This is a genomic window from Pseudomonas sp. MAFF 730105 (assembly GCF_055380705.1).
Genome location: NZ_AP018438.1, coordinates 830,895 through 844,532 on the forward strand (window position 1 = coordinate 830,895; position 13,638 = coordinate 844,532).

15 protein-coding genes are annotated in these 13,638 nt (G+C 56.0%); 11 read left to right on the top strand and 4 right to left on the bottom strand.

Features of this window, described 5'->3' with window-relative positions:
• Positions 1-12: 12 nt before the first annotated feature.
• The 9 genes from PCOSP_RS03515 to PCOSP_RS03555 all read left to right on the top strand — a co-directional run bounded on the left by PCOSP_RS03515 (position 13) and on the right by PCOSP_RS03555 (position 9,055).
• On the top strand, positions 13-2,406 hold the full coding sequence (locus tag PCOSP_RS03515) for a DUF637 domain-containing protein (RefSeq protein ID WP_464710327.1): 2,394 nt from the start codon (positions 13-15) through the stop codon (positions 2,404-2,406).
• Positions 2,407-2,411: 5 nt separating this feature from the next.
• Entirely contained in the window at positions 2,412-2,687 is a 276-nt protein-coding gene (locus PCOSP_RS03520) for a hypothetical protein (RefSeq protein WP_464710328.1), read from the top strand.
• A 450-nt stretch (positions 2,688-3,137) separates the two neighbouring features.
• Entirely contained in the window at positions 3,138-3,383 is a 246-nt protein-coding gene (locus PCOSP_RS03525; protein WP_464710329.1) for a hypothetical protein, read from the top strand.
• 302 nt (positions 3,384-3,685) lie between these two features.
• Positions 3,686-4,048 carry a hypothetical protein gene (locus PCOSP_RS03530; RefSeq protein WP_464710330.1) on the top strand — a complete coding sequence of 121 codons (363 nt, stop codon included), beginning with the start codon at positions 3,686-3,688 and terminating at the stop codon, positions 4,046-4,048.
• A 321-nt stretch (positions 4,049-4,369) separates the two neighbouring features.
• Positions 4,370-4,774, top strand: coding sequence for a hypothetical protein (locus PCOSP_RS03535; RefSeq protein WP_464710332.1), 405 nt, complete (start codon positions 4,370-4,372; stop codon positions 4,772-4,774).
• A 461-nt stretch (positions 4,775-5,235) separates the two neighbouring features.
• The gene (locus PCOSP_RS03540; RefSeq protein ID WP_053194354.1) at positions 5,236-5,577 is read left to right on the top strand and encodes a DUF6124 family protein; all 342 of its coding nucleotides are present in this window, start codon (positions 5,236-5,238) and stop codon (positions 5,575-5,577) included.
• Between the two features lie 84 nt (positions 5,578-5,661).
• A complete protein-coding gene (locus tag PCOSP_RS03545; protein WP_464710333.1) occupies positions 5,662-7,143 on the top strand; it encodes a leucine-rich repeat domain-containing protein in 1,482 nt (493 codons plus the stop codon).
• A 118-nt stretch (positions 7,144-7,261) separates the two neighbouring features.
• Complete coding sequence (locus PCOSP_RS03550; RefSeq protein ID WP_464710334.1) at positions 7,262-8,095, top strand: oxidoreductase; 834 nt, start codon at positions 7,262-7,264, stop codon at positions 8,093-8,095.
• A 21-nt stretch (positions 8,096-8,116) separates the two neighbouring features.
• Positions 8,117-9,055, top strand: coding sequence for an AraC family transcriptional regulator (locus tag PCOSP_RS03555; protein ID WP_464710335.1), 939 nt, complete (start codon positions 8,117-8,119; stop codon positions 9,053-9,055).
• On the opposite strand, the gene PCOSP_RS03560 is transcribed toward PCOSP_RS03555, so the two are convergent.
• Together PCOSP_RS03560 and PCOSP_RS03565 are read right to left on the bottom strand one after the other, a co-directional pair.
• Positions 9,052-9,942: an EamA family transporter gene (locus PCOSP_RS03560; protein WP_464710336.1), complete on the bottom strand. Its 891-nt coding sequence runs from the start codon at positions 9,940-9,942 to the stop codon at positions 9,052-9,054. The two genes, PCOSP_RS03555 and PCOSP_RS03560, sit on opposite strands and share 4 nt — an antisense overlap.
• A 31-nt stretch (positions 9,943-9,973) precedes the next feature.
• The gene (locus tag PCOSP_RS03565) at positions 9,974-11,197 is read right to left on the bottom strand and encodes an MFS transporter (protein WP_464710337.1); all 1,224 of its coding nucleotides are present in this window, start codon (positions 11,195-11,197) and stop codon (positions 9,974-9,976) included.
• Positions 11,198-11,349: 152 nt separating this feature from the next.
• Here PCOSP_RS03565 and PCOSP_RS03570 point away from each other — a divergent pair, with 152 nt between their 5' ends.
• Positions 11,350-11,805, top strand: a complete 456-nt coding sequence (locus PCOSP_RS03570; RefSeq protein ID WP_464710338.1) for a winged helix-turn-helix transcriptional regulator — start codon at positions 11,350-11,352, stop codon at positions 11,803-11,805.
• Between the two features lie 54 nt (positions 11,806-11,859).
• Here PCOSP_RS03570 and PCOSP_RS03575 read toward each other — a convergent pair whose 3' ends face one another.
• Positions 11,860-12,273, bottom strand: coding sequence for a tautomerase family protein (locus PCOSP_RS03575; protein ID WP_464710340.1), 414 nt, complete (start codon positions 12,271-12,273; stop codon positions 11,860-11,862).
• 152 nt (positions 12,274-12,425) lie between these two features.
• On the opposite strand from PCOSP_RS03575, the gene PCOSP_RS03580 reads away from it, so the two are divergent.
• Entirely contained in the window at positions 12,426-13,337 is a 912-nt protein-coding gene (locus PCOSP_RS03580; protein ID WP_464710342.1) for a LysR substrate-binding domain-containing protein, read from the top strand.
• A 21-nt stretch (positions 13,338-13,358) separates the two neighbouring features.
• On the opposite strand, the gene PCOSP_RS03585 is transcribed toward PCOSP_RS03580, so the two are convergent.
• Entirely contained in the window at positions 13,359-13,631 is a 273-nt protein-coding gene (locus PCOSP_RS03585) for a heavy-metal-associated domain-containing protein (RefSeq protein ID WP_139648115.1), read from the bottom strand.
• Positions 13,632-13,638: the final 7 nt, after the last annotated feature.

Below are 13,638 nucleotides of genomic sequence, written 5' to 3' on the forward strand. Positions count from 1 at the left end.
AATGACCTGACATTGCAGAGTGGCGGCTCGATTACCTTTGAGGGCGTCAAGAACCTTAGTCAGGAAAGCCACACAAAGAGCGATTCCAGCCTGGCTTGGAACTCGATGAAGGGTAAAGGTCACACCGACGAAACCCTGATTCAGAGCCAGTTACAGGCTCATGGGAACTTGGCAATCAAAGCCGCCGACGGCTTGCACATCGATGTTAAGCACATCAATCAGAAAACCGTCAGCCAAACTATCGACGCCATGGTCAAGGCTGATCCGAAGCTGGCGTGGCTCAAGGAGGCCGAGCAGCGTGGCGATGTGGATTGGCGGTTGATCAAGGAAACTCACGAGTCGTTTAAGTACAGCCATTCGAGCCTGGGGCAGGGCGCGATGCTGGCGATTATTATCATCGTTACCGTACTGACGGCCGGTACCGCAACTGCGGCGACAGTAGGCGCATCTGCTGGCACGGCAGCTTCCGGGGCGGCCGCGGCGGCAGGTGCATCGGCTGCAACGGCAGCGACTGTAGGTGCTGCTGCATCGGCCGCTGCAACAGCGAGTTTTTCAGCTGCCGTGGCGCAAACGGCGGTCAGCGCGATCAATAACAAGGGTGATTTAGGCGCGACCTTCAAGGATGTCTTTTCATCAGAAAGCCTGAAGGGCTATGTCATTGCTGGGGTCACGGCCGGTTTTACCAAGGGCGTCATCGACCCCGCGCTTGGTGGTAATACAGTGCCGTTCAATAACCTCACAAAAGGTTTTGATTTAAATACGCTTCAAGGCGTTGGTGGTTTTGCACTGCATGCCGGGGCTCAAGGTGTTGCGAGCGGTGTCATCAAAACAGCCATCAATGGAGGGAGTTTCGGCGAGAACCTCGGTGACGGGTTGATTTATCAGGCGGGTAACGTCGCAGCTGCCACAACATTCAACTTTGTTGGTGGTTATGCGCAAGACCATTGGCAGGCTGCGAAAAATTCAGGTGACGTTACTGGCATGGCCATGTGGGCCGAGGGTGGCATTGCTCGTACTGCCATGCACGCATTGGCGGGAGGGGCGATTTCCAGCGCAACGGGTGGAGACTTCAAGACCGGCGCTATCGCGGCAGGTGCCAGCCAAGCCATGGCTCAAGCTCTCAACACTACCTTCGATACACAGCCTGATCTACGACAGGCCTTTTCCCAGGTTGTCGGTTTAACGGCCGCGGGACTTGCTGGCGGTGACGTCGAGAAAGCCTCATGGGTTGCGTTGATGGCTGACGAATACAACCGTCAGCTCCACCAGAAAGAAACAGTAGCGCTTGAAAAGCTGCAAAAGGAATCACCTGAAAAAGCGTATGAACTTAAAGCCGCTGCGTGCGCTTTGGTTCATTGCTCCGCTTCGGTTCCTGTGGATGATCCTCTCTACCAAGAGGTTAAAGCGCTTGAAGCGGACGGGAAGGGTTTCCAGGATGCTCAGGGTAAGCTCTTCGCTACCGGTGCCTTCGACGAATATTCGAGCTGGGATCGAGTCAATGATGATCTGCTGCTTAATGATAAGGAAGCCAAGCAGTCTGCTTTAGCGAGCCGCGCGGTACTCGGCGCAATAGGGGCCGCGGCGGGATTTGGCGGTGCAATAGCCAGTACGCCAGCTTGTGCCACTGGTGTCGGTTGCGCTATACCAGCCTTCTCCGGTTTAGGAGGCGCGGCGGCGTTTGTTGATGGGTGGCAGGCCACCGGACAGCTGTTTGCTCCCTACGACTACACTCAAGGAAGCAAGGTTCTTGCGTCTTTCAGCAGTGCTACCTACCCAGGTGACGTAAACCCGCTTCGTGATTATGGAACCGAGGCCGCCAAGGCTGCGTTGGAAATAGCGCTGCTCAAGGGGGTGGGGAAGTATCTGGATGGGAGTGGGGCTTCGGTCCTGGTTTCGGGGGTTAAGGGTGGCGGGGCGAAAGAACCAAGCATAATTGATCAAAAATATCTTGATCCTATTATCAGTCATCCCAACGCTCATTCTCTTGAACGGCATGGTGGTGCAGTGACCGACGAGCAGCTGATGTATAGGGCCGTGACAGGCGAAGCACCTGACGGTCATATAAAAATAGTTAATGGGAAAACAATTGTTCCACCCATGTCGTCTGCGTTCAATTCTGATGAACTGCTTGTATTTGCGGATCAAGCTGTTCGTAACAATGGAGCGTTGCGGACAGCGATAGAAAGTAATCCAGGGGCTACAATAGTCACGGTAAAACCATCCGATGTTGGTGACTTGGGGGTTGACTTGGGGCGAGGCTTCGAGAGGTTGGCCGGAAGTAAATTACAACCGGATTTGCAAGGTGCGCCTAATATGGTGCCAAATTTGCGCAGTGTTCAGGCTACTTACGAATTTAATTCGTTGAGCAAGTCTTGGGAAACAATTACCATATTTCCGTCGAGGTGAACTCAATGGCTTACCCATTTATAGAAAATATTCTGAGATCGATTTTTTCAGTGGATGTCGGTTTAGAGGAGTGTGATGCTCAAGCCGCTTTGAGGCGGGTTTTAGATGATCCAGAGCAGAAATTAATTATTGAGCAGGAACTGCTGTCTTTGTACAGAGACGATTCTGTATCTTGGGTTAGGCTGTTAGATAATGATGATTATGTTGTGTATCCAGCGGATAGTGAGGAAGATGCAAAGCAATATGTGATGTCAATTATCTGGGATAAAGTTTTTTCATAGCTTTCCTTTTAAACGGGTGGGAGTGGGCAGGGATGGGGAGGGGGTAATTAATAAGTGAGGAATCCGTCCCCTTTTTAATAGTCGTATAAAACGCCAAACAGGGCTTGCTAAGAAAATGTTGCAATCCAAAATAGGCTTGATATGGACGCACGACAGCAAGCACTTTGAGGAACTCCTCAGGGACGGGCCACGATTAGGAGCTGGCTGGAAATCAGCTCGTCTTTAATCGTGGTCTGTCCCCGTTTCACCCTTGGAGTAGATTTGTGGGGATCCCTCAGAATCCGTCCCCTTTTTTTTTGAGTGAGGGATGGAGAAAAATGGAAGTAAGTCACCGTCTACCTAGCGGAGAAAATATAACCATCCAGTACAACTCCGTAACCGGTAAAGCATACGATATGAAAATTACTACGCAGCAACAGCTGCCCCCTGTGCTGCAGCCAGGTAGGACTATTGAGTGATGTGGATATGATTATTCGAGAAATTGGGCGAGAAGAGCCTGTACAGGTGTTTGGGATTTACTGGATAGAGAACGAGCGTTTTTACTGGGTCATTCCTTATGATGGCTACGGTGGCCTGATGGCACTCAGCGATAGAGAAGTCGATGTTCTTGACTCTTCTTTGTCAAGTGATCTCATCCTTTGTAAGGATGGGGGGAGGGGACATGATTCTGCATTGGGCAGCGGAAGATTTGATTGAAAAACTTGTGGAGCGTGATCCACTAGCAATGGATGAGTTCTTAGAGCGCATAAAAGGCTGATGGTGCAAAAGGAACTGCTAATACCGCATTGAAGCTTGGCGAAACCCAAACCATTAATGATGTAAGCATAACTCGTGTCTAGAAAATGGGACGGATTTATTTGATTTTTCTCTGGCACATCCGCTCAGGCCGCAGCGGAAAGCGCCTTCTCTCAAAAAGGGTTTGATGTGACAGGGAAATACATAGAAAAGGTCTGGATTCCAGATGTCAGTAACCCTAGAACAGGTGCATGGGTGCCTAAATGAGTGAAATTATTAAACAATTCGACATTCTTTGCGATGCCGCCATGGCTGCTTTTAATGAGGAGCTGGAAATCTCCTATGAAGAATCTTTATTGAATATTTTAAAGTTTGTGAAAAAGCATCCGGAGTATAGGGCGGATTTTATTGGCAGGTTTAAGATGATCTTGGTATCGAATGATTCGCCATTTGAAGCGGTAGCGTTTTGCATGCGAGAGCTTCAGTGGTCAGAAATTAAAGAGTTCGTAGTTTCAAGAATGAACCCTTCGCAGGATCCTCGTAGTGAGGCTCTTATAAGTGTATTGACTGCATATGATGATTTTTGGCCTGATGCGGATATTTATGCGTATTATGCAAATACGTAAAATATACTGCAGCAGTATTTTGAGGGCGGGGCAGTCCCTGAGGGAACTCCACTTTTTCCTAGATGAAAACAAGAGGTTGGAATATTGTGGGCGTGGATGGGGCATGAAAAAAAGGGAGAAGGGTACGGATCCTGAGGGATCCTGTCTAGTTCTGAAATAGGTTTACACCTGTTTCAGGACTAGACAATGAGGTGAAAAATAAATCCGTCCCCTTTTTGAATGCTTAGGTTTGAACCATCAACTGGATGTTTTGGTGTGATGCGGAATGGAAAAAATAAACACCTTCTTCAGGCCGGACGGCAATGCTGCTTCGCGTCAGCTATGACTCATACCGATGCCTTTGAACTATGCTCTGCTGTTTTGAGCAGGCTTGGGTTTGGTAATGAAACTTTTATGTCTTTGATTCAGAAGTGGAGGTTTTTTGTTGAAGAGTGCCAGGGTGGTTATGGCTGGAATTACTCTGAATATAGAAATGAAATTAGATCAAGGCATTTAATGCAGCAGTTGTTGGAAGATTCGATAATCTCCAATGCGGATGAGTTGAAAGGCTTTTTTGAAGAGTTGGACCGTCTTGATGAAGTATTTAAGTCTCTATTGCAGTCAGGCGTATCGGTAAATGAGGGCGAGAATTGGTGGGAAAGAGGCGTGTTAATGTATGCAGGGGAGGAGTATTGTTTTTATATGAGGCGTGCTCACGGAGTTGCTGTTAGAAATACAGGTGATTAGCCTAGGATAGAACGGCGGGCGCACCTAAGCAATATCCATTTTTTCCTAAAATGAATCAGGAAGTTGGAGCATTTAAGAAGCCTGTATGAGTCGGCAGCTTGCGGTTAGCATGAAATTGCCGACGCCAAGAGAACGAAACACTTTGTATAAAGACCTTTCCCATTGACTTGCAGGACATTTCCTAGAAAATCCCAACCCCTTGCGCCTGCCGTTTCCGGTGCCTAGTCTCTGTCCACCGCTGCCATTCAGCGGTCGGGTTTAGCAGCTCGGAAGTTACGTTAGGCGCATGGCAATCACCATGAGTGCGGGCAGTTTTACGTCCGAATCTTCATGGCGGCTGTGCGCAGGGCATCCTCGGGTGCGCCGGTTTCCTAACGTACCGGTCTGCTAACCTGCGCACGGCTGCCACCCACTCGTTTAGCAGCGAACGTGGCGGCTTCCACTTACGTTAGGAGCACTCCATGGACAAACTCATCCCAGACCCACCCATCCCACCGCTGCACCTGGACATCGCCGCCGATGCCAATGCCGAACGCGTCATCGATTCCTACCTGAACCCCAAACCCGCCCAATCCGACGAGAAACCATCCCCCGACCAGCTCTTCACCATCGTGGATGGCGTCGATGCCGAAAGCCTGTTGGCCAACCTCAGCGAAACCCTGGCTTCCGCCAATGTCATGGCCGGTGACCTGGCGTTCGAGCTGGAAGGTTCTCGGCGACATTTTGCCTTGGGGCTGCAGCAGTTGATCGAACTGGGCCAACTCTTGGCAAACCGGGCATTGGACACCGTCGATCCTCGATAGAAACTTAAAGTTTGGGTTTGGTCGATGATCAAACCCGTTTTTTGCGGCAGCATACGCAACCTGCTCACTTCGGACGCATAGACCGTGCAGACCTCCAACCGCAGTGCCCTGATCGCCCAACTCGCCACCGCACCCGATGACATTGCCGCGCGTGCCGCGCTTTATCGCGTCCTGCTTGATACGGCGGAGGTTTCGCTGGAGGGGTTGCGCGTTGCCGCTGGCCTCTGCGATCCGGCCGCCATGGCCGTGATTGCCCAGTTGAACACCACACCCCACAGGAATCGTCCCGGTCCCTTGTTGCCGCAGCTTCGCGGACTGCCGGTGGACCATGTGGAGCTGGACGATGCCGAGTCGCATTGGCTTGATGCATTGGCCGGGCTGCCGTTGCGCACGCTGATACTCAACGGCCCGAGGTTCCGTTGCGGTCCGGATATATGGCGGCGTTTGCCGGGTGTTGCCCTGGAACATCTGGAGATCAGCAGCTTTTCCCGCGACGATGACGCGACCAGTCTGCCGTCACTCGAACGCCTGCGCTGCCTCAAGTTGGACACCTATGGTGAAGACTTCGACGACAGTTTCCTCCGGCAACTGGGCAGCAGCAGGCTGCAAGAGTTGTCGTTGAACCGTTGCGATGACCTCACGGACGACGGCCTTCGGGCGCTGTCGTCATTCAGGTTGCGCTCACTCACCTTGAAACGCGCCGGAGAGCTGACTTCAGCGGGAATGCGGCACTTGTGCACGCATCCACTCGAACAACTGACCATCAGCTCAAGCGGCGCCATCTTACGGGATCCTTCCTGGCTTGCCGATATGACGGCCTTGCGCTCGCTGAGTCTCGATGACTGCTACGCCTCGGACACCCTGCTTGACGCCATTCGCGGGTTGCCGATCGAACGGCTTTCGTTGCATTCCGCGTACCTCTGCGAGGACGACTTCGAGGGACTCGAAGGCATGCCGCTTGCCGATCTGGATCTCAAATGCTCACGCCAGGTGATCGAGCGTCTGGACGTGCTGCACGGGTTTCCGCTCAAGCACCTGGGGCTTTCCGATGTGCAAGGCATCGACGCGCAGACATTGCGTGATCTGGAGGGGCTCGGCCTGGAATCGCTGGACCTGTCGTTGAACGAGGTGAGCTGGAAGATGCTGAAACAACTGGCCGGCCTGCCGCTGAAGCGGCTGAATCTCAGTTTCTGTCAGGGCATGGATGGCAAGACATTGCGCAAACTGACCGAGTTGGGCCTGCCGTTGGAGCAGTTGGAAATCAGCGGCCTGGACCTGCGCGATGCCGACCTGGCCTGCCTGGGCAACTTGCCGCTGAAGCGCCTCGGCTTGTACGAAAGCCCGTGGCTGACCGACGCCGGCGTCGCTCATCTTGCGGGGCTGCCGTTGCGGGACCTGACCCTTGCGGCGGGGCCGGGGGAATCGCAGCTCACGACCGCCATGGTGCCGGTGCTGGAGCGGTTGCCGCTGGAGAGGTTGTTATTGAGTAATTGCTCGGGGATCAGCACAGAGGGTTGGGATCGCTTGGCACGGTTGTCGGCCCACGTGAGCGGGCCTGGTATTTGACGCCCGTACTTTAAATCCGGGCCTCGATAGAAATAGGCAAGGCTCCCAGGCAAACCGGCATAGGTGCCCCATTTCTCGATAGCTACCATAACCCCGTACCTATCGATTGGAGCTCGCCATGCACAGCAGTAAAACCCTATTCATCACGGGCGTGAGCAGTGGCTTTGGCAACGCCTTGGCCCGGGAGGCACTTGCAGCGGGTCACCGGGTCATCGGAACCGTGCGCAGTGAGGCGGCCTTGCAGGCCTTTGAAGCGCTTTCAGCGGATCGTGCCCACGGCGTCATCCTGGATGTCACGGACTTCGACCGGATCGACAGCGTTGTCGCGGCGACGGAGGCCGCTCATGGTCCGGTCGATGTGTTGGTCAACAATGCCGGCTACGGGCATGAAGGCATTCTCGAAGAGTCGCCGCTGGAGGAGATGCGGCGTCAGTTCGACGTCAATGTGTTCGGCGCAGTGGCGGTGATCAAGGCCTTCCTGCCTTATTTCCGCACGCGGCGTGCCGGTCATATCCTCAATATCACTTCCATGGGTGGCACTATCACGATGCCGGGAATCGCTTACTACTGCGGAAGCAAGTTCGCCCTAGAAGGCATCTCCGATACGCTGAGCCAGGAACTGCGACCGTTCAACATCTTCGTCACAGCCGTCGCGCCCGGCTCGTTTCGAACGGATTGGGCAGGTCGTTCGATGCGCCGCACGGCGCGTAGCATTGCCGACTACGACGCCAGTTTCGATCCGGTACGCAAGGCGCGCGAGGAGAAAAGCGGTAAGCAGCTCGGCGATCCGCGGAAGGCTGCGCAAGCGATGCTGCAAGTAATTGCCAGCCCGACGCCACCTGCACACCTGTTGTTGGGCAACGATGCGCTCAGCCTGGTGCGGGCCAAGTTGAGCCATGCGGCCAACGAGATTGATCAATGGGAAGCGCTCACCCGTTCGACCGACGGTTGACCGGCAAGCAGGAGGATGTCGATGACTGAGGCCGACTCACGCACTTCGCGGATGGTGCAGTTGATGGAGAAACTGGCGCCGGTCGAGGGCTACAATCTCAGCGCGCTGGAGGACATCCGTTTCCTGCGCTCGAACCGCCCGCTGGCGCGCACGCCGGTGTTGTATGACCCCGGTATCGTGATCCTGTGCCAGGGCCGCAAGCGCGGTTATCTGGGCGATGACGTTTACGTCTACGACGCCCAGCACTACCTGGTGGTGTCGGTCCCCGTGCCGTTTACCATGGAAACCGACGCCAGCGCTTCGGAGCCGATGCTGGCGGTCTACATGCGCCTCGACTTGCAGTTGGCCAGCGAGTTGATGCTGCAGGTCGACGAAGCCCTCGGTCCAAGCGATGCCCCGCCCAAGGGCATGTACGCCTCGCCTATGGACGATCAGTTGTGTGCCTCGACGCTGCGCTTTCTTGAAGCCATGAGCTATCCGGGCGAAGCGCAGATACTCGGGCCGTCGCTGATACGGGAGATCTACTACCGTATCCTGACCGGCGAGCAAGGTGGCTCGATGCGCGCCGCGTTGAGTCGCCAAGGGCACTTCGGCCAGATCACCCGCGCGATCCGGAAAATCCACAGCTGCTACGCGGAACGTCTCAGTGTCGAGACGCTTGCCCGGGAAGCCAACATGAGCGTGCCCACCTTTTACCTGCACTTTCGCAACGTGACGGACGCCTCACCCATGCAGTACTTGAAGTCGACGCGCCTGCATCAAGCGAGGCTGCTGATGCTGCGCAACGCGATGAGCGCTTCGACGGCGGCGTTCAACGTCGGCTACGAAAGCGCCTCGCAATTCAGTCGTGAGTTCAAGCGCCTGTTCGGTCGGGCGCCCCAGGCGGAGATCGAATGGATGAAGGCGACTTATGCATTGCCGGCGACGTCTGGGTCGTCGAGTTATGTTTCGTCGCATTAGCGTGGGGTCGGAACGGCAAAGATGGCATTGAACATACGCTGCCCATAAAGGCCGACGGCCAGGCCGAGCACGATCAGCACCACCGCCAGCACTTTGTTCAACGACACACTCTCGTGGAAGACGAAGACCGAGCCGAGCATCCCGAAAATCGGCACCAGCAACGACAATGGCGCCACTGTGGACACCGGGTAGGTCTTGAGCAACGAGTTCCATATCCAATAGGCGAACACGGTATTGGGGTAGACCTGGAACAGAATCGACAGCACGGCGGTCGTGTCTACCTGCTGGATGAATGAGCTATAGCCGGCGCTGCCGTTGATTGCATAGTCGAGGGCGAACAATGGGATCGGCGCGAAGGCGCTGGACCAGACCAGAAACCCGAAGACATCCCGAGTGCTGGCCTTCTTGTTGATGATGTTGGCGACGCTCCATGAGGCCGCGCCAGCCAGCACCAGAAGCACCCCCGGCAGGCTGACCGAGCCGTCGCTGATCATGATGATGCACAAGAGCCCGCCGAAGGCGATCAGCATGCCCAGCACCTGGAAGCGTGTCAGTGCTTCCTTGAACACCCATCCGCCCAACAGCAGGGTAAAGAACGCGCTGAATTGCAGGATCAGGGAAGCGATGCCTGCCGAGAGTCCAGCCTTGATGCCCAGGTTGACCACACCCCACAGGCCGATGCCGAACACCAGTCCATAACCGATGAGGTAGCGCCAGGGCACATCGGGCTTGCGGATGAAGAAGATCGCCGGAAGCGCACAAAGGCTGAAGCGGATGCCCGCCAGAATGAACGGATCCACGGTGGCCAGCCCCAGTTTGATCACCGAGAAATTGATTCCCCAGATTGCCGTGATCAGTACAGCCAACGCTAAGTGCCATGGTTTCATTGATGAGTCGCCTTGATGAGGGGGAGCGTTGTCACGCTGAAGTCAGTTGCAGGTACAACCAATACAACAGGGCCATGCCACTGATGGCTGCGCCCAACAGGCAAACGCTCACCCAACCGAAGTGTGCGTAAGTGTAAGTGGCAGCAATCGCGCCCAAGCCGCTGCCGACTGAGTAAAAGCACATGTAGGTGCCCACCAGGCGGCTTTGCGCATCGGGACGCGCCGCGAAGATCAGGCTCTGATTGGTCACGTGGACGGTTTGCACGGCGAAGTCCAGCAGGACGACCCCGACCACCATGCCCAGCAACGAGCTTTCGACCAACGCGGTGGGCAACCAGGACAAGGTCAATATCCCTAGGGCAATGCCTGTGGTGCGGTTGCCGAGCCCTTGGTCGGCCAATCGCCCGGCGCGTGCCGCGGCCAGGGCTCCCGCCACTCCGGCCAGACCGAACAGGCCGATCTGGGTATGTGAAAGCGACAGTGGCGGCGCGCTCAGCGGCAGCACCATGGCGGTCCACAGCACGCTGAATGCCGCGAATATGAGCAAGGCAAAGGTGCCTCTGATGCGCAGCGTTCGCTCTGTCAGATACAGTTCCAGCACCGAGCGCAGCAACTGCCAGTAGTTGCCCCTGGTCGGCGGCGTTGTCGATGCCGGCATGGTTCGGTACAGCAGCCACGCCATGCCCACCATCAAGACTGCCGACCCGAAGTAGACACCCCGCCATCCGGCCAGGTCGGCGACTGCGCCAGAGACGAAGCGGGCGAGGAGGATGCCCAGCACCACGCCGCTGGTCACGGTGCCGATGGTCTCGCCGCGCTGGTCCGGGCTCGCCAGTGTGGCGGCGTAGGCGACCAACGCCTGCACCACGACGGCCGTCAGGCCGACCAGTACCATCGCACCGAGCAGCATGCCCCAACTTTGCGCCAGCCCTACCGCGCACAAGGCCACGGCCGACAGCAACAGCTGCATCAGAATGAGTTTCTTGCGATTCAGCAGATCGCCCAAGGGGACGATGAACAGCAGGCCCAGCGCATAACCCACCTGGGTTGCCGTGACTACCACACCGACAGTGCCGGGTTGAACCGACAGGCTGGTGGCCATCGACTCCAGCAGCGGCTGTGCGAAATAGACATTGGCCACAGCCATCGCGCAGGTGATAGCGAAGAGAAATGTCTGATGACGGCTGAGGGTGGCTGCACCTACCCGAGGGAGCGGTGTGCTGGCTCCTACTGTTCTTTCGGCTTCGACGTCCATGTTCAAAGGTCTCTCAGCTTAAGCGTCTTCTTTAGACTGGTTTCAAAACAAAACCGATTCGTTGTTTTCTAACAAACCAGGTTTTAATATGCAACCAGTTTTTCCGGCGCTAGAGCGTCCTCATCAACCAGTCGCCCAGTAAGGGGGAGATCATGGCCAGACAGGCACTGCTGGCGCAGAGCGAATGCCCCGTGGCGCGGACCCTTGAAGCCATCGGAGATCGTTGGGCGCTGATGATCATCCGCGACGCTTTCGATGATGTTCGACGCTTCAGCGAGTTCCAGAAACGCCTTGGCCTCGCCAAGAACATCCTGGCGGTAAAACTCAAGATGTTGGTCGAGTTGGGGATATTCGAAGTCCAACCGGCGTCCGACGGCAGCGCCTACAAGGAATATGTACTCACCGAGATGGGGCGCTCCGTGTTTCCCATCGTGGTGAGCATGCGCCAGTGGGGAGAGCGCTTCCTCTTCAACAAGGGCGAGCATTATTCGGTGCTGCTGGATAACGACTTGTCTGAGCCAGTCGAGACCATCACGGTCCGTTCAAAGGCGGGCAGGGTATTGGCTGCGCAAGATTGTCACCGTCGGGTCGTCAAGCGGGATACCTGACCGGCCAAGCCCTGAGGCAGTCGCGTCCTTCAGAGGGCTACGCAAACCTGGCCCCTACACGACAGCGGCATCGCCAGTTTGCTGCACCAACGCCATTGCGAACTTGCCCAGGCCCACCGACCAATCCGAATAGTCGTTCTCATGCATGAAGATGAAAATATCCTGCGGGCGAACCTGCGCTTGAGCGCCGAGATGGTCAGCGATTCTTTTGTACAGGTCCCGTTTCATGGCGTCACTGCGACCCCTGCGCAGCGTGATTTCAATCACCACGAGCTTGTCTGAACGAGCGACGCCATTGAAGGTGCGGCTGTAGAAGAACTGCTCCGGATCATAGTCGGTGACCAGGTTGAACAGTTCATCCTCGGGCATGCCGATGCTCTCGACCAGCGCTTGATGGATGCCATCGACGATGTGTTGGCGTTGCTGCGGGCTGGTGCCCTTGATGACGGCTGTGCGAACGAATGGCATGTGAGGCTCTCTCAATTGCTTTGGGTGGGGCTCCTGTCGTTCCGGCATCCAGGACAGGCAGCCGGATGTGCTGGTGCAGCGGGATTCTGCAAAAACGAGGCGTGCCAGGAAAACGATTTATGGGCCCGAAGTAATTGAGTTAAAGTCACTTAATGAAACGTCGCCTCCCCCCATTGAATGCTCTGCGCTCCTTCGAGGCCGCCGCCCGGCTGGGAAGAATGACGTCTGCCGCCGATGAACTTTCGGTCACGCCCGGGGCGGTGAGTCGCCAGGTACGCCAGTTGGAGTTGAGTCTTGGGGTCGAGCTGTTCGAGGGCACCAAGAACAAACCGCAACTCACCGCCGCCGGCAAAGAACTTCTGCCGGATCTCACGGCTGCACTGGATAGGATCGAAGCCGCGGTCGGCCGAATCAGGGATACCGCGACGGGGATTCTGGACGTGTCCTGCTTCAGCACCTTCACGGTCAAATGGTTGATACCCCGCCTTTTCGATTTCAATGTGAAGTACCCGGACATCAAGGTTCGCTTGAGCTCTTCAGGCGACACGAGCGATCCGGGGCGTGATCGGTATGACGTGATGATCACGGCTGAGCAGGGTCGGCTCGATGGTCAGGAAAACACCCTCCTGTTATTCCCTGAGCGATTGGGTATCGTCCTGTCACCGGCGTTATCCGCGCGTATCCAGTTGACTGAACTCAGTTCGATTTTCCTGCACCCACTCCTGCACACCAAAACGCGCCCGAATGCCTGGGCAAACTGGGGAGATGCGATTGGCTATCAGGCCAGTGCACCGGTCGGCTTGGAGTACGAGCATTACTATTTCACGTTGGAAGCCGCGATTGCCGGGCTGGGGATCTGCGTTGCCCCCTGGCACCTGGTGGCTGACGACATTCGCCTTGGCCGTCTGCTGGCACCGTTCGGGTTTCATCAGAGCAGCTATCGCTATGTGGCGAAGCGGAGCCCGGAACGTAGTAAGAAACTGGAGTTGTTTTGCGAATGGTTGATGGCCCAGGCGCAACGGGATGGCTTGCCTGGGGCTGGCCAGGGGCGATTGCCGGAGTAGTCGATAATTTAAAAATAACGCTTACCGGCAGCAGCACCCGCCGCCGTTCCCGCCACACCCCGAGGTTTTCTTGCTCGCTACGCTTTCCACTGTCGCCAGCTGTGCGGGGTAGCCCGCGTCCTCCAGGGCTGCAAGCAGCGCGTGGCCGTCCGAAACGCCGCTGACCTTCACCCGTCCGGCTTGTAGATCCACGGTTACGTCACTGACGCCTTCAAGTGGGCGCAGCGCTTCGGTGACATGCTTGACGCATGAACCACAGCTCATGCCTTGGACTTGCAGTTCTACAGTCTTCATCGGTGAC